At 64.7% G+C, this 19,928-nt stretch carries 18 protein-coding genes and 3 pseudogenes; 9 read left to right on the top strand and 12 right to left on the bottom strand.

Annotated elements, in window-relative coordinates; translation table 11 throughout:
- Window positions 1-3 precede the first annotated feature (3 nt).
- From AAC067_RS03825 to AAC067_RS03815, 3 genes are all read right to left on the bottom strand, one after another.
- On the bottom strand, window positions 4-435 hold the full coding sequence (locus AAC067_RS03825) for a ribonucleotide reductase subunit alpha (protein ID WP_339929681.1): 432 nt from the start codon (window positions 433-435) through the stop codon (window positions 4-6).
- A gap of 77 nt (window positions 436-512) precedes the next feature.
- Window positions 513-1,391 (bottom strand): hypothetical protein, encoded by an 879-nt coding sequence (locus AAC067_RS03820; RefSeq protein ID WP_339929679.1) that lies wholly within the window; start codon window positions 1,389-1,391, stop codon window positions 513-515.
- A 920-nt stretch (window positions 1,392-2,311) separates the two neighbouring features.
- The gene (locus AAC067_RS03815) at window positions 2,312-4,516 is read right to left on the bottom strand and encodes an ATP-binding protein (RefSeq protein WP_339929677.1); all 2,205 of its coding nucleotides are present in this window, start codon (window positions 4,514-4,516) and stop codon (window positions 2,312-2,314) included.
- A gap of 326 nt (window positions 4,517-4,842) precedes the next feature.
- On the opposite strand from AAC067_RS03815, the pseudogene AAC067_RS03810 reads away from it, so the two are divergent.
- Window positions 4,843-5,142 (top strand): annotated as a pseudogene (locus AAC067_RS03810) (HipA N-terminal domain-containing protein); the annotation flags it as partial.
- Between the two features lie 203 nt (window positions 5,143-5,345).
- Here the strand turns inward: AAC067_RS03810 and AAC067_RS03805 are convergent.
- Window positions 5,346-7,292, bottom strand: a complete 1,947-nt coding sequence (locus tag AAC067_RS03805; protein WP_339929675.1) for a cytochrome c/FTR1 family iron permease — start codon at window positions 7,290-7,292, stop codon at window positions 5,346-5,348.
- Window positions 7,293-7,310: 18 nt separating this feature from the next.
- Between AAC067_RS03805 and AAC067_RS03800 the strand changes: the two genes are divergently transcribed.
- Window positions 7,311-7,580 (top strand): manganese efflux pump, encoded by a 270-nt coding sequence (locus AAC067_RS03800; RefSeq protein ID WP_339929673.1) that lies wholly within the window; start codon window positions 7,311-7,313, stop codon window positions 7,578-7,580.
- Here the strand turns inward: AAC067_RS03800 and AAC067_RS03795 are convergent.
- From AAC067_RS03795 to AAC067_RS03785, 3 genes are all read right to left on the bottom strand, one after another.
- Window positions 7,509-7,772, bottom strand: a complete 264-nt coding sequence (locus AAC067_RS03795) for a hypothetical protein (protein ID WP_339929790.1) — start codon at window positions 7,770-7,772, stop codon at window positions 7,509-7,511. The genes AAC067_RS03800 and AAC067_RS03795 overlap by 72 nt on opposite strands.
- 457 nt (window positions 7,773-8,229) lie before the next feature.
- Window positions 8,230-8,730: a DUF305 domain-containing protein gene (locus tag AAC067_RS03790; RefSeq protein ID WP_339929671.1), complete on the bottom strand. Its 501-nt coding sequence runs from the start codon at window positions 8,728-8,730 to the stop codon at window positions 8,230-8,232.
- Between the two features lie 208 nt (window positions 8,731-8,938).
- Complete coding sequence (locus AAC067_RS03785; protein ID WP_339929669.1) at window positions 8,939-10,063, bottom strand: acyltransferase; 1,125 nt, start codon at window positions 10,061-10,063, stop codon at window positions 8,939-8,941.
- Window positions 10,064-10,344: 281 nt separating this feature from the next.
- On the opposite strand from AAC067_RS03785, the gene AAC067_RS03780 reads away from it, so the two are divergent.
- The 6 genes and pseudogenes from AAC067_RS03780 to AAC067_RS03755 all read left to right on the top strand — a co-directional run bounded on the left by AAC067_RS03780 (window position 10,345) and on the right by AAC067_RS03755 (window position 16,690).
- Window positions 10,345-11,052: a helix-turn-helix domain-containing protein gene (locus AAC067_RS03780; protein ID WP_339929667.1), complete on the top strand. Its 708-nt coding sequence runs from the start codon at window positions 10,345-10,347 to the stop codon at window positions 11,050-11,052.
- A 46-nt stretch (window positions 11,053-11,098) separates the two neighbouring features.
- Window positions 11,099-11,824 (top strand): annotated as a pseudogene (locus AAC067_RS03775) (sterol desaturase family protein); the annotation flags it as partial.
- A gap of 109 nt (window positions 11,825-11,933) precedes the next feature.
- Window positions 11,934-12,195 (top strand): annotated as a pseudogene (locus AAC067_RS03770) (haloacid dehalogenase); the annotation flags it as partial.
- A gap of 313 nt (window positions 12,196-12,508) precedes the next feature.
- Window positions 12,509-14,293: a copper resistance system multicopper oxidase gene (locus tag AAC067_RS03765; protein ID WP_339929665.1), complete on the top strand. Its 1,785-nt coding sequence runs from the start codon at window positions 12,509-12,511 to the stop codon at window positions 14,291-14,293.
- Complete coding sequence (locus AAC067_RS03760) at window positions 14,290-15,864, top strand: copper resistance protein B (RefSeq protein ID WP_339929663.1); 1,575 nt, start codon at window positions 14,290-14,292, stop codon at window positions 15,862-15,864. The genes AAC067_RS03765 and AAC067_RS03760 overlap by 4 nt, the downstream gene beginning before the upstream one ends.
- A gap of 52 nt (window positions 15,865-15,916) precedes the next feature.
- On the top strand, window positions 15,917-16,690 hold the full coding sequence (locus AAC067_RS03755; RefSeq protein ID WP_339929661.1) for an HAD family hydrolase: 774 nt from the start codon (window positions 15,917-15,919) through the stop codon (window positions 16,688-16,690).
- Between the two features lie 170 nt (window positions 16,691-16,860).
- Here the strand turns inward: AAC067_RS03755 and AAC067_RS03750 are convergent, their stop codons facing one another.
- From AAC067_RS03750 to AAC067_RS03730, 5 genes are all read right to left on the bottom strand, one after another.
- Window positions 16,861-17,274, bottom strand: coding sequence for a copper resistance CopC family protein (locus tag AAC067_RS03750; RefSeq protein WP_339929659.1), 414 nt, complete (start codon window positions 17,272-17,274; stop codon window positions 16,861-16,863).
- A gap of 23 nt (window positions 17,275-17,297) precedes the next feature.
- Entirely contained in the window at window positions 17,298-17,624 is a 327-nt protein-coding gene (locus AAC067_RS03745) for a hypothetical protein (protein WP_339929657.1), read from the bottom strand.
- 218 nt (window positions 17,625-17,842) lie between these two features.
- On the bottom strand, window positions 17,843-18,427 hold the full coding sequence (locus AAC067_RS03740) for an RNA polymerase sigma factor (protein ID WP_339929655.1): 585 nt from the start codon (window positions 18,425-18,427) through the stop codon (window positions 17,843-17,845).
- Window positions 18,428-18,438: 11 nt separating this feature from the next.
- Window positions 18,439-18,879 (bottom strand): periplasmic heavy metal sensor, encoded by a 441-nt coding sequence (locus AAC067_RS03735; protein ID WP_339929653.1) that lies wholly within the window; start codon window positions 18,877-18,879, stop codon window positions 18,439-18,441.
- Window positions 18,876-19,157, bottom strand: a complete 282-nt coding sequence (locus AAC067_RS03730; RefSeq protein ID WP_339929651.1) for a hypothetical protein — start codon at window positions 19,155-19,157, stop codon at window positions 18,876-18,878. The genes AAC067_RS03735 and AAC067_RS03730 overlap by 4 nt, the downstream gene beginning before the upstream one ends.
- A 117-nt stretch (window positions 19,158-19,274) precedes the next feature.
- Here AAC067_RS03730 and AAC067_RS03725 point away from each other — a divergent pair, with 117 nt between their 5' ends.
- The gene (locus AAC067_RS03725) at window positions 19,275-19,925 is read left to right on the top strand and encodes a DUF2231 domain-containing protein (RefSeq protein WP_339929649.1); all 651 of its coding nucleotides are present in this window, start codon (window positions 19,275-19,277) and stop codon (window positions 19,923-19,925) included.
- The last annotated feature ends 3 nt before the right edge of the window (window positions 19,926-19,928 follow it).

The following is a 19,928-nucleotide window of genomic DNA, read 5'->3' as shown; positions in this document are numbered from 1 at the left end:
GCCTCAGGCGAGTTCGAGGAATTCACCCTCGGGATCATAGGCGGCGAAGCCCTTGATCTGGCCGGTGCGCACGGCCTCGACCATGATCTGCAGCGCCTGCTCGACCTTCTCTCCGTCCGGGGCCTGCCCGGCATGTCCGCCCAGGCTGGCGGCGAACACCACGCTCCACGGCGGACCGGCGCGCTGCGACTCCGCCACCAGGGCGGCGAAATCGGCCAGGTCGGCCGGGGCCTTGTCGACGCACATCTGCGGCGCCAGCGCGCCCCCCTTGCCGGCATGGAACAGGCGCGCCTGCTCGGGCGTGGCCCCGTCGGGCAATTCGGCCCCGGCAAAGACAAACAACAGCCGTTGCGGCTCGGACTGGGCGACGGCGGCAGCCAGAAGCTGCGCGAAATGCATGTTACGGTTCATGCGCTGCGGCATACGCGAAAGCACGGGCCCTGTCCTGCGACAGCGCGCCGCGACCAGCGATGGGGGCAGGCTTTGTTGTTTGGAGGCGCCCCCCTGTCGGTCTAGCCCGCCCGGCACTGTCCGGACCGTCCGCTCCCGATAGCGGAAGCCGCGGCGATATCATCCCGCAAGGTCCCTGTGGCCGCGATCGGGCTGTCCCTGTGAAAATCGTCGAGCCGCCATCCCCGCTCGGAATTCAGCAGCGTGAAGGTCGTGAAATAGGCCGTTCCGCCAAGCTGTATACCCTCCACCACCGTGGCGGATCTGCCGTCCGCCGACATTTCGCTGAACAATTCGTAGCCTGCACCGCTGATCTTGATCCCCCGGTTGGCACCGTCGGCATAGCCGCCCCGATCAGCCAATGCGAACCAGCGCGCGGCCAGGTCTTCGGTCGTCCAGCGTCGAAGCGCGGCTTGCGAACAGGGATCGGGCGATCCTGCTTTCAGCAGTTCGGTGACGAAGACTTCCGGAACCGGGCGTGAGAAATTGCCGTCATCCCCCACCATGGCGGCGGGCTCGATGCGGATATGCACGGTGTAGGCCCCGGTCTCGCCGACGTTTCCGGCATTGACGATCAAGCCGTACGTTTCCTGCTGCGCCCGAAAGCGTGCGAACGTATCGCCTTGCCCCGTGCCGGTGTCCATGCCGAACCAGATCGGCCGCAGGCCGCGACAGTCCGATCCGGGCGTGACCGACAGATAGGGCTCAAACGCGTCGGAGGTCACGACGACCGTGGCCACGTCTCCCGGCGCGATCGACAGGGCGTGGCAATCGAAGAAACTGCCGTCGGTTTCGGTCCGGTCGGCCGCCGTCAACGCGCCGTCGCTGCTGCGTTCGATGACCGTGTTGGTCTGGGCCCGGGCCGGCTGTCCGGCGGAAACCGCAATCCCCAGCGCAAGCGTGATCACCGCCGCCGTCAGTCCGTGTCCGCGCATCTTCATCGGCCCGCTCCTTGATCCAGGATGACTGCGCAGCTTAACCGACAGGCCGTGCGGAGCAACCGCAGGGCGTCAGGGGCGGAATTTCGGGACGATGAGAAATGGTGGATGCGACAGGGATTGAACCTGTGACCCCCTCGGTGTGAAAGGCCTCAAAGCCAATTTCAGGACATTTCAGAGCTGTGCATAAATCGATAAGCCACAGAAAATTGGTGACTTAATTTTTCAGCGTTTTTCTTGCTTTTTCGCGAAATTCTGCATTCGGCGTCCCACTGTTGCCCCAGAAAATGCCAGTCTGGGTGGCGTTTGATTTGCAGCGCACTCGCTCTGTGTGAGAAGGGAGATCTGCACGAGGCGGTGCTCTCGATCGGCATGGATTTGTCCCGTCATCCAGGCACCGCGAGTTCGCATCTGGCGATCCTCGGCAAGGTTGGTCTCCAACGGGCCATGGGAGGGTCGCGCACTGAGCTCGAAGACTGGATCAGCGGGTTCCGATAAGCTTGAGAAGAAAGCCGTGAAACAATCCACCCCAACAGGGATTTCCGCGGGCATCTCCGGCACCCTGGACGAATTACAGGAATCGCGTTGGGAGGAAGAAGGGCTCTGAGCATCCCATCCAATATCGGGTCACGCAGGGTGGACAACTTATCGCTGAAAGCTCCCATTCGATCCTTAGGGGGGCGTCGGAAAGTCCGCTCTGCAGTGGGGAGCTGATGACCGCACGCAACCCCAGGCGACTTGCGGTTACGATCTTGGTAGTCGCTTCTTAGGCAAAAGCGGAACATCGACTTTACGAACACTAACGTCGAAGTGCCGCCGATCGGCGATACGAGCGGCCGGTTCGAACCTTCTCAGCTCTGCCCCAGACTTGTACTGAGTTCGGTTCGTTGCCTGCTAGATCACGCCGTTTGGCAGTTCCTCAGTCATATTTGGGCCGAGTTCTCTGTGTGACGGGTGTTCTGATGATCGGGGACAGCTCTTTCTGTGGCCTCATTCATCGCTGCAAACAGGGTCTGGGCGGTGATCGGCTTGGCCAAGTGAACGTCAGCGCCCGCAGTCCGGCTGGCCTCAACGTGTTCCCGCATCGCATTCGCTGTCATCATGACGATCGGAACGTTTCGGCAGGGTGATGTCGAGGCACGGATCATCTGCACGGCCGTGAGGCCGTCCATGACCGGCATCTGCATGTCCATGAGGATGATATCGAAGAGCGAAGCGAACGCGGCGTCTACGGCCTCTTGACCATCGACCACACTCACAACCTCGGCCACTCCTGACAACATCAACTCGGCGACCTTGCGGTTCGTCGGGTGATCATCGGCGATGAGCACCCGCAGGGGGCGATCCGGGGATTCGACGGCCGCGGCAATCGAGCTTGTGTCTCTCGGGGCGCTGACCGATTCCAGCGGAAGGTCGAACCAGAATGTCGACCCGACTCCCGGTCGGCTCTCGCAGTCCAGCGTGCCATCCATCATTTCCACCAGATCGCGACAGATGGACAGGCCAAGGCCGGTCCCACCGAACTTGCGCGTAATCGTCTCATCTGCCTGTTGGAACCTGGCAAAAAGCCGGTCCTTGGATTCCGGCGGAAAACCGACCCCGGTGTCCGACACAGAGAAGCGGATCAGCCCGCGTGAGGTTTGTTCAATCGAGAGGGCGATCTTGCCTGTCGAGGTAAATTTGGCTGCGTTGCTGAAGAAGTTGCCCAATACCTGCCGGATTCGTAGCGGGTCTCCGCGATAAAATCCGCTAAGGCTCTTTTCGACGAAGAGTTCATAAGCCACGTCTGCATTGATGTTCTGCAGCTTGAATTTTTCGTGATTGAATTCAGCCAATTCCCGCAGATCAAATGCTTCGTTGTTTATTTTGAGTTCGCCAGCTTCAATCTTGGCCGTATCCAACAAATCCGCCAGCAAGGCCGTCAGTGTTTCGCCGGATGAGCGAATGATTTCCAGCAGTTCAAGCTGGTCGCTCTGATCGCATTTTCGGGTCAGAATGTCCGAGGCCGCCACAATTCCATTCAGGGGCGTGCGGAGTTCGTGGCTCATGTTCGCCAGGAATGCCGATTTGGCACGCCCGGAGGCCTCGGCAGCGTCCAGGGCGGCCCGGAGTGCAACATTCAACTGGTGCTGCTCGGTTACGTCCTCGCTGATGGTGACAATATAGGCCGGCTCCCCACCATCATCAAAGGTCGCGGTTTTCCTGGTCGTCCAGTACCGCTCGCCCAGATCCCGGGTTGTGACCAGCGCGCCCTGCTCGACCTTCACCTGCTTTGTGAGAATGACCTCCTGATCCTCGTCCCAGGATCGATTCGCCTCTTCGGCGGGAAATAGCTCATGAACTGTCTTCCCCACAGCCGCGGCTGACGACAGGCCCGTAGCTGCCTCAGCCGCGCGATTGATGAGGACAAATTTGCCGGTGCTGGCCTCCTTCACGACCAGCAGGGCCGGCAACATTTCCATGATCGTCCAGTAGAAGGCTTCTCTCTTCGCGACCGAGCGACGTTCGTCATCAGCGTGCTCCTCCACCTCGCTCAGGCGCAAAGAGGTCTCGGACAGTCGCTGCTCAATCTCGGCCGTCGCTGCTTTTGCGGCGTGCCTTTCGATAACGTTTGACGCGAGGACCGAGAGATTTTGAATTGATTGAATCTGCCATCCTGTCGGCGAGCAGGCTTCACGGTGATAGATTGCTATTACCCCCAAAACTTGCCCGACCAGGCCCCGGATGGGTTGCGACCAACACGCGCGCAAACCCAGATCGACCGCGAAGGATTTGAACTTGGCCCACAGCGGGTCAGATTGAATATCCTCGACAACGACCATGCAGTTGCCGAAGGCCGCCGTGCCGCACGGATTGGCATCCGGCCCGATTGCCGATCCGCTGATCGTCTGATTGTAGATGTCCGGCAAGCTTGGAGCCGCGCCCAGAAGAAGATGTTCCCCTGCCTCATCGAGGAGCATGATACTTGTCATGGCTCCTGGATGGGTTCGCTCGGCAAGTCCCACGATGTCTTGGAGTGACTCCGACAGAGGCTGATCCAGGGCAGCGACTTCCAGCGAAAACACCTCCGGGGAGGCAGCGGTCGGCTTTTCCTCGCCAGGACCTCGATAGTTCAACTCAGGATCCAAAACAATTCTCCGGCCACCACTATTTGAAGTGATGCGAGCACGGCAACTTCCTCTTTTCGGTTAACGCAGTCCCAGGCGCAGCTCGCCGGGGCCGCAGGGGTTTCAAAGCGAACCATCGAGCGCCTCGAAGACGGTGCCTCCACCCAGTTCGGTAATCTGATCCGTTGTCTTCGGGCCCTGGACAAGCTGGAGGGCCTCGACCGGCTGGTGCCCGGGACCCCGCCCAATCCCATTACCCTGCTCGAACGCCACGGTAAGGCGCGCCAACGCGCCCGCCCGGTCGACACCCCGGAACCGACTCCGCCATGGACCTGGGGTGACGAACAGTGACGACCGTCGCCGAGGTCCGTCTGTGGGGAAGGCGCATCGGCGCTGTCTCGCTCGAAGTCGGCACCGACGTCGCCGCCTTCGCCTATGACCCCGCTTTCGCGAGCCGCGGTATCCAGGTCCCGCCGCTGATGATGCCCCTGGGCCCTGAGATCTACAGCTTCCCCGATCTCAACCCGCGCAGCTTCCACGGCCTGCCCGGCATGCTGGCTGATGCCCTGTCCGACAAATACGGAAACACGCTGATCGACGCCTGGCTCGCCACCCAGGGTCGGACGCCCGAGAGCTTCAACGTCATTCGCCACTTTCGACGATTTATGTACCGCAATGTGCATTAAGTCGCAAAAAGTGGCGGCTTGTAAAAAAGCGCTATCAGTATTTTATCTCGTCAGATTTGGCGAGTTATGGACGTTATGGCGGACAAATCGCCAAAAGAGGCGATTTGTATGCAGGGAGAGCGAGGCGCGAGGCTTGCGAGGTCAAGACCGACGACGCTTGGCCGTCAGTCCATTTGGCCGACGGTTTCGCCGGGGCGCGGGCCGGACGTGCGAACGAAACCAATCACCAGCACGACGATCGTCGCGAGCTGGGCCACGACCCCTTCAACGGTGGGATAGACACCGAGGATTTCGATCCGCGGGATCCATGAGAGGGGATGGACGTCGATCCAGCCGGCCTCCTGCAGGGCGGCTACACCCTTGCCGATGAGGACGATGGACAGTCCGGCCATCAGGATGGCGCTGAGCGAGAAGAAGCGGCCGATGGGCAGGCGTTTGCTCCAGGCCAGCAGCGCCCAGGCGGTGACCGCGAGAATGGCGACCGCCACCAGGGCACCGCCCAGCATGCCCAGATGGCCGCCCTGGCTCCAGATGGCGGCGTAGAACAGGATCGTCTCGAACACCTCCCGGTAGACCACCACGAAGGCGAGCAGGAAGAGGAACCACGCTGATCGCCCGGACAGCGCCTTCGTCAGCTTGTCGCGGATATAGATCTGCCAGGCGTCGGCATGGGATTTTCCATGCATCCAGATGCCGACCGACACGAGGACGACGGCGGCCAGCAACGATCCAATCCCTTCAGTGAGTTCCCGGCTTGCGCCGCTGATGGAGATGAAGAAGGTCGCCGCTGCCCAGGTGGTGCCGCCCGCCGCCAGCGCGGAGATCCAGCCGCCGTGGACATAGCGCAGCATTTCAGGGCGTTCAGCCTTGCGCAGGAAGGCGATCATGGCGACGACGATCAACAGCGCCTCCAGCCCTTCGCGCAGCAGTATGGTGAGGGCGCCGATGAAGCTCGCGACATTGTCGGCCTCCTGCGGGGCCAGGGCCCGTTCGGCGGTGTCGAGTAGGGCGGCCACCCGCTCGGTCCGGGAGGCGACTTCCGCCTCAGGGGCACCGCGTCCGATGGCGGCCCGCAGCTCGGTCATGGCCGTTTCGATCCGGCGCAACAGCGCCCCGTCACGGGCACCCAGCGCCGGCTCGACCGGTTCAAAGCCGTCGAGATAGGCGGAAAGCGCCAGATCGGTGGCCTGTTTGCGGTCTCCCTGGCGATAGGCCGCCAGGCTTTCCGTCAGTCGCGTGCGGGCGAGAGTGAGCGTCCCGCCCGTCGCCTGGACCGCCGCTTCCGGATGTCGGCGAAGATAGGCGGTGATCGCCCGAGCCCTGGTCTCGCCGATGCGCGTCGCCAGGTCGGCGGGCGTCGCCTGGGTGACCGCCGCGAGGTTGGGGAAGGCGGCCCGGATCGAAGCATCGCTCTTCCAAAGTCGCTCGCCTTCGACGGCTTCGGCGTCGGTGAAGGCGAAACGGCCGACATAGAAGGCGAGGGCCCAGCGATCTCCTTCCGGCAGGTTCGCGAAGCTGGCCATGGCGGTGCCGTCCAGACCCTGTTCGATCACCTGGTAAAGACCAAACACACTGCGCTGGCGGGCGCGTTCGACATCGGTAAAGGCGATCGGCACCGGATCAAGTCCCTGCGCGGCCTCGCCGTCGCCACCTCCGGCGGTGCCGTGGCAGGCCGCACATTGCGCGCCGTAAAGCGCCGCACCCCTGGCGAGATCTGGCGGGAAGGATGGGGCCAGCGGGCTCGGATAGGCGGCAAGCAGGGCACCCGCGAGGGCCTTGGCCTCGGCCCCGACGACGTCCGGTGCCGCCCTGGATCGAATCCGGCCTTCCAGCCGGGCGGCGTCACGAACGAGGTCGGTTTTGGCACCGGTCTGCGGCAGCCCGTCGATCCGGGTCCGGATCTGGCCAGCGAATTCCGTCATCTCCCCGTACTCGGCGGGATTGACGACCCGGCCGTCGGCGACGGCGCCGGCGTAGTCGACCGACACATAGTCCAGGAGACGCCAGGCAACCTGGGCTTCGGAGGCTGTCGAGGCCTGGTCCTGGGCTTGGGCCCCACCTGCCACGACCAATGCGAAGGCCAGGAAGATCAACCGAATGAAGGAGCGCATTGCCGAGTCTTACTGTGAATGGCTCGCATTAGCAACTATGGATCTGGGTGTCCTAGTCTAGCGCGAGGCCCTGAAGGGGTCGCCGGGCTGGCCTTCAACGGGGCTAATATCTGGGTCATCGCCCCCTCAATCGGGCTCACGACCTTCCTTCTCGCAACCGTCGGCATGGTGATCGGTCGGATGGTCGGTCGGCGCTTTGGCAAGGTGGTTGAGCTGTTAGGAGGTCTCGCCCTCGTCGGGCTCGGCCTGACCATCTTGCTCGAACACCTCGGCGTCCTCGGTGCCTAGGCGGCCTCCGGGCCCGGCTTCAGGCCCGGGCGGAGCCGGAGTTCGCGAAGGAATGGGTCTGGCGCGGATGTCGTCGGGCAACAGCGCGTCCATCACATAGAAGCCGTACCCCGCCAGTTCCCTGGCGACGCGGGCGATCTCACCCTGTCGAGGTTCGGCGACATCGACCTCGATATCCGTTGGCTTGATCACGACAGCCCTCCTGCCCGAGCATCGGAGAGACGCCGTCGGGGAGATTGCCGCAACTCAACAAGCTGTCATCGTCCCCAAGTGGTAGAGCGCCGCGGACCTGTCAGGGCGATACACTGGCGCTCGGCCGGCAACTACATCCTTTCGGTCCACCGGGCTTTTCAACGGGCAGGTTCCGGGTGGGCGGCTCCGTGGGGACGAACAGGCCCGGAGGTCCGACGGGCGAGCGCGCTGTCGGCGCCGGCAGCCTGGGCTGCGCCCCTTTTTAGACCGAGATGACCTGCACGGCAGGAAGGACGCGTTCCAGGCAAGACATGGGCGGCGAGAGCGACGGTAAGTGACGGTCCTGCAGGCGATGAAATCAACCGCGTGATCGAGGAACGAAACGCAGGCAGCCGGGGCTTTCGACGGATCATTCGACGACGCCGGCGTGGGCAAACTCCCCGATCGCAGATCCGGATCAGCGCTGGGTGTAGGCGGGTAGATCGGGAGCTGAGGAGGGCGTCGGATTGCGTTCGAGGTCGGTGATGAGCGCGTCCATCTCGGCGATCTCACGCTTTTGCGCCTCGATGATGCCGTCGGCGAGTTCGCGAACCCGCGGGTCGCGGATATGGGCGCGTTCGCTGGTCAGAATCGCGATCGAGTGATGCGGGATCATCGCGCGCATGTAGTCGACGTCGTTGACGGTCTCCTGACTGCGGACGAGCCAGAGGGATCCCGCGAACACCAGGATGGCTCCGCCGACGATGGCGAGGTTCAAACGCTTGTCCGTGTACATCTTGAGCATGAAGAGCAGCATGATGACGGTCATCACCGCGCCCATCACCAGCGCCATCCAGGCCCGGGTCTCGCTGAACCGGGCGTGGTCCAGCTGGTAGGTGTTCAGATACATCAATCCGAACATGACGAGCGTGGATGTCGCGATCATCGCGCCGAAGCGCAGATAGCTCTTGGCTTCCATGGTAAACCTCCGGTCCTTCAAGTCCGGCCGAAACGTGTCCTGCAGCCTCAAGGTTGCGTAGATGAAGAAAGATCGGTCGGCCCGATGAATTCGGGGCATGTCGATAAGGGAATTGGGCTCGGGAGACGTATTGGGCCTGTCGTTCCGGGCCGCCCTGACTCGCCACGTCTGAGGCGAGGGTGCACGAGGCGCGCCCGGCGAAGGGGCGTCAGACGGTCCCGCACGGGGAGGGTGTCCGGCCTTCGAAGCGTCGCCGGATCCAGCGGCGTCCAGGCTTTTCTACACCCAGATGCAGCGCCGCGGCCGCGGCGACGGTGACCACGAACAGGCCTGCCAATTCCAAGGGCGACATGTAGAAACCGCTGTCGATCCCGCGAAGTTCCGATGCGATGCCCTTGTACGCCACCAGAAGCGGCAGGTGTACCAGGTAGAGGGCAAAGGAGGCCTCGCCGGAGAAGACGGCCAGGGGGGCGGACAAGGGGCCTTCTCCGGTAGCCTTGGCGAGCATGGACCAGGTCAGGATGACCGGCGCGGCCAGGGCGACCACCAACCGGTCGTCGAGACTGAACTGCATGGCCAGCAGAAGACCCAGGGAAGCAATCACGCAGGCGGCGATGGCGATGGGGCGTGGCCAGTGCCATCGATGGCCCAACCCATAGAGCGCCATTCCGATCAGGAACTCCGGTAGGATGCGCAGGATGCCCATGTTGTCCTCGGCGCGCGGCAGCACCTTGCCGAACATCTGGCCATAGACGGCGTCGATCACGATGAAGCCGAGAACGCCCAGCAACAGCAAGGCCCAGGGTCGGGCCTTCAGCTTCATCGCGATCAGCGCATAGGCCGGGAACAGCAGATAGGCGAACCATTCGGCCGAAAGCGACCAGGACGGGCCGCTCCAGTTGTAGCCGACAAGGCTCGGAAACCAGGCCTGGACGAGCAGCAAGGTTTTGACGAACCCCTCCAGTGTGTAGGTGGCCGGGTCGTACTGGACCCCGGCAGCCTTGGCGACGAGCACCATGACCAGGACTCCACCCAGCACCGCGAGGTGCAGGGGGTAGAGCCGGGCGATGCGGGCGACGATGAAGCGCCGGTAGCTGAAGGTTCCGGCTGCGAAGGACGGGCCGTAGACGTGCGCCAGGATGAACCCCGACAGCATGAAGAAGGCATCCACCGCCAGCCGGGACCGCTCGATGATCGGGCTGAAACCCAGGGCGGGGTCCCACTGAAGCTGGTAGTGGAACAGAACCACGCCCACCGCCAGGAAGGCCCGCAGGCTGGTCAGGGCTCTCAGGTCGGCGGGGTAGCCGTCGCGGGTGGGCGATACGGACGTCATGCGCGATGGCCCCCCGGGGTCGGACGGGACAGGAACGTCCGCCTAATTGGGTTACGCGTCGGTCACTGGCATCCCTCATGCCGGCAAGAGTCAGGAGCAGTTCGGCCGCCCGGGCGGCCGGAGGGCAACAATGACGCTGGTCTCTCGCTTCGGATCGGTCGATCAGGTTCCTTGCGGGTTTCATCTGGAGCGGCGATGAAGCCGGAAGTCAGTTCCGGTGATCGGACCGACGGGGACGCCGGGAGATTATGGCAAGGCCTTCATCGAGCACGGGTTTCGCCATGGGCGACGGCTGGGCCGCATACGAGGGGCCGCACGCGGATCACGTCGCCCACGCCCATGTCGCAACTCAGCTGGCCGTGGCGCGCTCAGGCTCTGTTCGGGTAGTTCTCGACGATAATCGCGCCCTGAACGGTCAGGCGCTCATCGTCGGACCTCGTGTGCAGCACCGGATGACGGACGAGGGAGGGGCGGTCGTGTTGCTGTATCTTGAGACCCACACGCCGCTTGCCTCCAGAATTCTGGGGTTGATAGCCCCGGCAGACGCGGCGGTCGCTCCCCCCTCAGTCGCAGCGCTGCTGAGCCTTGAGGCCTCCCCGGAAAAGATTGTCGCGGGCCTCAAGGATGGGCTCGGGGTAGAGCAGGCGAGGCTGGATCCACGACTTGAAGCGGCCCTGTTGAAGGCGTCCGAAGACCCGACGCCCGGCGCCATCGCCCGGGCCGCCGGGGCGGTCGGCCTGTCGCCGGCTCGTCTCAGGGTTCTGGCCCAGTCGCAAATGCAGGTCCCGCTGTCGCAATGGCTGTTGTGGCGAAAGCTGCAGAGAGCAGGTCGGGAGATGGCGCGCGGCGCCGGACTGGCCGAAGCGGCGGTCGCTGGCGGTTTCGCCGATCAGGCGCACCTCAACCGCATTACCAGGCGCATGTTCGGCGTGACGCCCATGCAGGCGTCGGGCGCGGTGCGTTCTGCGGGCAATCGGTTCATTCAATAGCACCCTGTCAAACTGGATCAGGTTTCAGCGTCAACGGAGCCTCCCAATGCCTCTGATCAGGATCATCATCCGTGTCGCATATGCGCCGGTGTTCTTCGTGGGTTTTCTGTGGTCCGCCGTGACTCTCGCCGAAAAGGGTGCCCCGCTGTGGGGTTTGCCGATCCTGCTGGTCATGGCGCTGGCCATCTCGTTCGTGGCCGAGCGCGTGGCTCCCTACGAGCGGGCCTGGAACCGTTCGGACGGTGACAATGGACGCGACCTGATACACGCGGTGGTCAACGAAACATCGATTTTCCTGTCGGTGCTGGCCGTGCCTCTTGTTGCTGGCTTGATTCCAAACTTCGGTGTCTGGCCGGGCGGCTGGCCGCTGTCGGGCCAGCTGACGTTTGCCATCCTGGTGGCGGATCTGGGTATCACCCTTGCCCACTACGCCAGCCACCGCATCGCGGCCTTGTGGCGGCTGCACGCCGTGCACCACGCCGTTAAACGCATGTATGGGTTCAACGGCTTGGTGAAACATCCTCTTCATCAAGCGATCGAGCTGACGGCGGGTGTTGCACCTCTGGTGCTTATGGGGATGCCCCAGAACATCGCCTGGCTGCTGGCCTTCGCCGTGGCGATCCAACTCATCCTGCAGCATTCCAACGTCGACATGAAGATCGGACCGTTGGTCTACATCTGGGCCGTGGCACCCGCTCACCGCCACCACCATCTGGCGTCACAGACTGACGGTGACGTCAATTTCGGACTGTTCACCAGCCTGTGGGATCACCTGCTGGGAACGTTTCGATCCGGGCCCGACACGCCGAGAGCCGGCGCAATCGGTGTTTCTGGTCGACCCCATTATCCGAAGGGATATCTCCTCCAACTCATTGAGCCGTTCCGCCGGCGTCACTCTTTATGAGTGTCGACCTTCAAGGCATTGTCCGAGCCCGGCACCTGTCGAAGGCGGTGATGGCCAATATCCGCCAGAACCTGTTGTTCGCCTTCGCCTACAACACACTCGGCATCCCGATCGCGGCGGGCCTGCTTTATCCGACCTTCGGCCTGCTGCTGACCCCGGCCCTGGCCGTTCTGGCCATGTCCCTGTCGTCGGTCAGTGTGATCGGCAATGCGCTCCGGTTGCGGGCGGTGAAGCGCTGAGGGCACGGCCCGAGACGGCGTAGTGTCCGGCAGTCGTCCGGCCAATACGCACGGTGCGGGTCTGTCCCACTGCCGCCGGGTACCTCCGGTCAGTATATTTGATCAGGGCGGAACCGTGGCCGCGGGTTTGGGTTAAGCGTGGCACTGCCATATGCGGCGCGCCGGCCAGCGGCCGTCCACGCCTGACCTCACGTTCGTTCAAGTCCCTGCTGTGCGTCAGCATGTCGCGAGGGCGGGGCCAGCCGCCTGCGTAAATACCTAGAGGTCGTCGCTCGATCCAGTGAGCCGACCGCATGAAATTCAGGAGTACCCCATGAAGCTCGATCGTCGAGGATTGCTGCGCGGCGCGGTCGCCGGGGGCGGCCTTCTGGGCCTTCAGGGACTGATGCCCGCCTGGGCCCAGACCGGGTCTCAGGGGCTGCGCGCTGACCTGCCGACCCTGACCGGTCCGAACATCGATCTGACGATCGGTCAGTCGCCCTTCACCGTAAACGGACGGACCGCGACCGCGACAACGATCAACGGCACGCTCCCCGCGCCTCTTCTGCGCCTGCGTGAGGGACAGAACGTCCGGCTGGCGGTACACAACCAGCTCGACGAGGACACCTCGATCCACTGGCACGGCATCCTGTTGCCGTTCCAGATGGACGGCGTGCCCGGCATCAGCTTCCCCGGCATCAAACCGCGCGAGACCTTCGTCTACGAGTTCCCGGTCCGGCAGTCGGGCACCTTCTGGTACCACAGCCATTCAGGCCTGCAGGAAGCGCTGGGTCACTACGGCCCCCTCGTTATCGACCCGGCCGGTGCCGATCCGGTCGGCTATGACCGCGAGCATGTGCTGGTCCTGTCGGACTGGAGCTTCATGCATCCGCACGAAATTCTCGAAAAGCTGAAGAAGAGCCCCGGCTATTTCAACCGCCAGCGCACCACGCTGGCCGGACTGCTGGACGGCAGCGACCGGATGAGTCTGGAAGAGCGCCGCATGTGGGGCGGAATGCGGATGGACCCGCGCGACGTGCTCGACGTCAACGGCACCACCTATACCTATCTGATCAACGGCCACGGCCCGCAGGAGAACTGGACCGGCCTGTTCCGGCCCGGCGAGCGGGTGCGGCTGCGCGTGATCAACGCCTCGGCCATGTCGATCTTCAACGTCCGCATTCCCGGCCTGGCCATGACCGTAGTGCAGGCCGACGGCGAGAATGTGCGTCCGGTCGAGACCGACGAGTTCCAGATTTCGGTGGCCGAAACCTATGACGTCATCGTCCGCCCGACCGAGGACCGCGCCTACACCATAGTCTCCGAAGCCATCGACCGCTCCGGCATGGGCCGCGCCACCCTCGCGCCCCGGATGGGGATGACGGCCGAGGTGCCGCCACTGCGCGAGGTGCCCAATCTGACCATGGCCGACATGGGTATGGGCGGCATGGATCATGGATCCGCCGGGTCAGGATCGATGGCCGGCATGGACCACGGCGGCATGAGCGGCATGGAGGTCGGCGGCGACGCCATGGCCGGCATGTCGATGAGCGGCATGAACATGCGCGATCCGGACAACGCGCCGCCCGACATGGCGGTCGGCGTCGGCGTCGACATGGTCAATATGTCGCCGAAGAACCGCCTCGGTGAACGTCCGACCGGCCTGAAGGACGTCGATCACCGGGTGCTGGTCTACACCGACCTCGTCGCCCTGATCCCCAACCGCGACCAGCGCCCGCCCAGCCGGACTCTGGAAATCCACCTGACCGGCAATATGGAACGGTTCATGTGGGGCTTCGACGGGCGCAAATTCAGCGAACTGGTCGAGCCGATCCGCTTCGAGCGCGACGAGCGGGTGCGGGTCACCCTGGTCAACGACACGATGATGGCCCACCCGATCCACCTGCACGGTCATTTCTTCGAACTGGTCACCGGTGGTCCGGCCGGGCACCAGCCGCTGAAGCATACGGTCAATGTCGCCCCGGGCGGCAAGGTCACCTTCGACCTGACCGCCGACGCGCCCGGCGACTGGGCCTTCCACTGCCACCTGCTGATGCACATGCACACCGGGATGTTCAACGTCGTCACCGTTCGACCCATGGAAGGAGCCGCCGCATGATCCGGACCTCCGTCGCCCTGCTGCCGCTGATGCTCGTCGCCGCGCCGGCCTTCGCCCAATCCCACGCCGGTCACACGCCGGCGGCCCAGGTGCAGCCTGCCCCGCTGCCGCCCGGCTGCGTCCGTCGAGGCGCGCCTGATGCGGATGCGCCCCGGATCGGAACCCCCGGAGCCCCGGTCTGTCCGACGGGAGCCGTTCCTGCCCGGTTGCGGACATCCGCGCCGGATCCACATGCGGGCCACGACATGTCCGGCATGGCCATGAGCCCGACGCCGGCGACCGCTCCCGCTGATCCACACGCCGGCCACGATATGACCCCCGTGGGCCAGACGTCACCCGCGCCGGCGATGCCTGCGGATCATGACATGTCGGGTATGGCGATGAGCCCGACACCGGCGACGGTCCTCGCTGATCCACACGCCGGCCACGATATGACCACCATGGGCCAGACATCACCCGCGCCGGCGGTGCCTGCGGGACATGACATGTCGACGATGGGCATTAGCCAGACGCCGGCGGACCCGCATGCGGGTCACGATATGCCTGGCATGGCCATGGGTCAGACACCGACGATGCCTGCGGATCATGACATGTCCGGTATGGTCATGAGCCAGGCACCGGCGACGGTCCCCGCTGATCCACACGCCGGCCACGATATGACCACCATGGGCCAGACATCATCTGCGCCGGCGATGCCTGCGGGACATGACATGTCGATGATGGGCACTAGCCAGACTCCGGCGGACCCGCATGCGGGTCACGACATGTCCGGCATGGCCATGCCGCCGGACATACAGACCAGCGCGAACAATCCGGGACGCCCTCCTGAAATGCCCCCTCCTGCTGCGGCATCGAGCGGGCCGACCCACGCCGCCGACCTGTTGTTCGACCCGGCGGAAATGGCTGCGGCCCGCGAGCAGCTGCGGGTCGAGAACGGCGAGATCCGCACCACCGCCGTCATCATCGACCGGCTGGAAGCCAACTTTGCGGACGGCGAGCAAGGCTATACATGGGATGCTCAGGGCTGGACCGGAGACGATATCAACCGGTTCTGGTGGAAAACGGAAGGTGAAGGGGAGTTCGGCGGTGGTGTTGAGGACGCCGAGGTCCAGGCTCTCTACAGCCGGGCTTTCCGGCCCTTCTGGGACGTTCAGACGGGTCTGCGCCAGACCTACCGTCCCGAAGGTGACCGGACGGATCTCGTAGTCGGAGTACAGGGTCTGGCTCCGTACTGGTTCGAGGTCGATGTCGCCGCCTTTCTGTCCAACAAGGGCGAACTGACCGCCCGCGCCGAGGTGGAATACGATCAACGGATCACCAACCGCTGGATTCTGCAGCCGCGGGCTGAGATCAACTTCTCCGCCGAGGATATTCCCGAGCTTTCGATCGGCTCAGGCCTGACCTCGCTGCAGTTCGGGGCGCGCCTGCGCTACGAGATCCGCAAGGAGTTCGCGCCCTATGTCGGCCTCGAATGGAACAAGAGCTTCGGCAATACGGCGGACTTTCTGGAGGCCGACGGACGGAGCTCGGAAGACACTCGGCTGGTCGTCGGTATCCGGGCCTGGTTCTAGCGGCGGACGGACGGACGGACGATCCGTGACGGGTCGCGAAGCGCCGTCCGAAATGGATATCATCAAGGACGTCCGGGCTGTCGTGATGGATCTCGACGACACCCTGATCTCGGCCTACCGGCGCCCGGACCTGGTTTGGCGGATGGTCTGTCAGCGGTTTCAATCCGAGCTGGGCGCTCTTGAACCGGACGAGGCGGCACGCGCGCTCACGAGGGCTGGAGAAGCGTTCTGGGGCGATCCGAAACGGCATGCCCTGGGCCGCCTCGACCCCCCTGGGGCCCGACGCATCATCGTCGGCGAAGCGTTCCGGGCCCTGCGGGAGAGCGGTCGACGATCACCGTCGCGGGAGATTGCCGAGCTGATGGCCGACGCCTTCAGCCTTCAACGCGACCGCGACATGCGGCTCGAGCCCGGCGCGGACGCCGTGTTGGTTCACCTGCGCAAGGCAGGATACCTGCTGGCGCTTCTCACCAACGGCACCGGCCCGCTGCAGCGCGCCAAGATCGAGCGGTTCGATCTGACGTCGCGCTTCCACCATATCCAGATCGAGGGCGAGGTCGGTGTCGGCAAGCCGGATCCCGCTGCTTTCAGGCAGGTGTTCGAGGCCCTGGACGTCGATCCGGAGACCGTCTGTGTGGTGGGCGACAGTCTGGAGTGGGATATTCGCCCGGCCAGGGTGCTGGGCTGCCGCACGGTTCTGTACGATCCGGACGCGTCGTCCGGAGACGAAGGCGATCGTGGTGAAGCGGATATCGTCGCGCGGACCCTCGAGAGCCTCGTCATTCACCTCCCCGATCCGCAGGGTCTACCCTCGGAGGCGATCTGAGCAGGGCGGCGGCGATTCCGGTGAGGCCATTGTTCCTTATCGGCGGTTATCGAGATGCGGTCGGATCGACGTGATGACCCTCCGGACGGAACGAAAAACGCCGCGCAATAAACCGCGCGGCGCTTCTTCCAATCAGGTTCCGGCCCTTCGGGAGGTGGGAGGCCGGCACCTCAGTGAACTACGAACCGCACGACGCCGTTCATCTGATGACCGTCGGCGCCCATCGCGGCCCAGGCGGCGGAATAGGATCCGGGTACCAGGGCGGGCAGGGGCGTGCGGACCGTCGTGGCCGGCGATGCGTCCGCAGACCCGGCTACATCTGTTGCCTCACCGGCGGGGCCTGTCAGCTGGAGCGACGTCAGGGTCATGGCGTGCGGAAACGTCACGGAAAACGCGGTCGGCGCGGTGGCCAGCATGGCGTTGTCCGCCGGCATTGTGGTGACGCCGTCGGCTGACGGCGCGGCCGCCATGGCGGCGTGATCCTGCATCGACATGCCCGCGTGGGGATGGGTCTGGGCCTGAGCGAGCGAGACGGGGGTGACCGCCGCGAGAATGGCCAGAGCGGCGAGGAAGGAACGGTTCACGGGAGAACTCCTGTTTACGTAAACTAATGCTCGGGCGGCATGGTCATGCCGTCCATCTTGGACATGTCATGGCCGGCCATCGGATCAGCGGGTGGAGGCGTGGGGGCGGGCGCGGGTGTCGGGGCAGGGCGGGCCGGCCGAGGTGCCGCGGCCCTCGGTGTCGGGGCGGGCGCGGGCGTTGCGACCGGGGACACCGGGGTCGGCTCCGGCATGACCGCCGGGGCGGCCTCCATGGGTGCCGCCGTCGAGGCGTCTGGTGCCGCCTGGGCGTCGACCGGCTGTGACTCGGCGGCCGGCTGGCAGGCGGACAGGCCGACTGCCGCAACGGCGGAAAGGACCAGGATTCTCATGGGATATTGCTCCTAGGGTGGGGGCGAAGTTCAGGCTCTGTTCCTGGCGACGCCGACGACGAACGGGTTTGGCCTTTCGGCGTCGCCCGCGCGAGCGAACGATGCCTTCATATCAAAAATACGCGCGCGCGCGCGGTAGCCCTCGCCCGGCGCTGGCGAACGGCCGGGCTCCCGCGTTCCGTCGCGAAGACGAGCGCCGACGACGGGTTCCGTGCACGTCAGTCCGATTCCTCGGAAACAGCCGGTCCGGCCGCCGTTTCGCGCAGGGCGTCGGACAGCTTGCGTCGCGCGCGGGCCACGCGGGTCTCTACAGTCTTGACGGAGATCCCGAGAATCCCCGCCGTCTCCGCCTGACCGCGCCCCTCGATCGCCGTGAGCAGAAGCGGAGCCCTGAGGTGCGGCGGCAGGCGGTCCAACTCTTCGACAAGTCGGGACAGCCGGCCGGCGGCCTCCATCCGGTCATCCGCCGGGTCGCTCCCGTCCGGCACGGCCAGGGCTTCGGGTGACGACAGGTCGAGGCCGCCGCGGATCAGCCGCCGAACAAAGCGGCGGCGGCTCCAGTCGCGGCATTTGTTGAGTGCGATCGTTCGCAGCCAGGCCTCGAAAGGCCGCGCGGGATCGTAGCGGTGAATGCTGAGCCAGGCTGCGGCATAGGTGTCCTGCAGTAGATCCCACGCCTCCTGCTCGTCGCCGACATAGCGGCGGATGATCCGGAACAGGGCGGCCTTGGTCTGCCGCATCAGGTCGCTGAAGGCCGCGCGGTCGCCGCCGGCGGCGCGGGCGGAAACTTCTTCTGGACTCACCACCCCGACGGCTAGTTTTCGTTGGGCGCGAGGGCCACCACGATGCGGTCGTCGAAGATGGCGGCCTGTTCGGGAGTCAGCACGGATCGCATCTCGAAGACGTGCGTGATCGTCTCCTTCTGCAGCGCGCCCATGGCCACGTGGAAATGATCCACCGCCGCCTGGACCTGGGGACTGTCACCGTCGCTCTGTTCGATGGCTGTGGCCAGTTCCAGGTTGGCCGCGCGGACGTCGGCTTCCAGCGCGGGCCGACGAGCCGCGAACCGGGCTTCGACTGCCTCGATACGGGCCAACTGGTCCGGCGACAGCTTGAGGTCATGATGCACGATATCGTGCAACGAAGGCGGCTCCCGGCGGGCCAGCACCCAGCTGGCGCTGATCCACGTACCCGCGCCGCCGGCGAGCGCCGCCAACACCGCCGTCAGGGCGATGGCGCGCCAACCCCGCATCATCGGCCAATATCCATTTTCACCAAGGGCGACAGGCCGGCATTGAGCGTGAAGATGGCCATTTCACCGGGCGGTCTGGGCGCTGCAACAGCGCCGACACCGCCGACAGTCAGGCCGGTTGCCAGGGCCATGGCCACAGCCCCGAGCCGCAGTTGTGAGGCGAGCCTTTCACTGCGGCGTATCTCGACCCGGCTCCAGACAAGCGGCTCGAGCCCGTCGAGCGAACCCTCGACAGGCGTCGCCAACGATCGCTTCAGAAGATCATCCAGATTGCGCGCCATCCAACACTCTCCTTGTCGCCCCTAATCCCTATTACGCGGAAACCCTGTAAACCCCTCAGGCGAGGGGGCCGACGTTCCGGTGCGTAGTTAGCAGCAGGAACACGATCGGAGCGGGCTATGGGACTACGCAAATTTCTACCGGGGTTCGCCATTGTGCTGGCGTTGATGGTCAGCACGCCAGCCTTCGCCCATGAGGATCACGACAAGCCGGCCGCGCAAGCCCAGGTCGCCGTTTCGGCAGGGGCCGTCCCCGGTTCAGACATAATGGCCATGCCGGGCATGGCGCAGGACATGGACCACGCCGGCATGGCGGCGGACGCCGCGCCAAAGACCTTTCCGCAACGCCTGGTCCGCTGGCTGGGTGCCATGCATCCTGCGGCCGTGCATTTTCCTATCGCTCTGTTCCTGGTCGCCGCCGTCCTCGAGATCGCGGCCCTGACGCTGCGTCGGCCGGTTCTAACCCAGGGAACGCGCATTATCATCGCCCTGGCCGCCATCTCGGCGCTGGCCGCTGTGGCGCTGGGGTGGCTGGCCATGGGCATGCCCGGCAATGACGACGTGACCCATACCTACCACCGATGGCTTGGGACCGGGATCGCGGTGCTGGGCCTGTTGAGCTGGTGGGCCAAGGAGTACTGGGTCCGCAAGCCGGGGCGCAGGCGGGAACTGGTCTATATCGGGATGTTGACGGTCACCGCCTCCGCCATTCTGGTGAACGCCCTGTTGGGCGGCATGCTGACCCATGGCGTGAAACATCTCATGTTCTGACGC

Origin of the sequence: uncultured Brevundimonas sp., from assembly GCF_963977465.1 — a bacterium.
Taxonomy (GTDB): Bacteria; Pseudomonadota; Alphaproteobacteria; order Caulobacterales; family Caulobacteraceae; genus Brevundimonas.
This window is presented reverse-complemented; position numbering and strand designations above follow the sequence as displayed.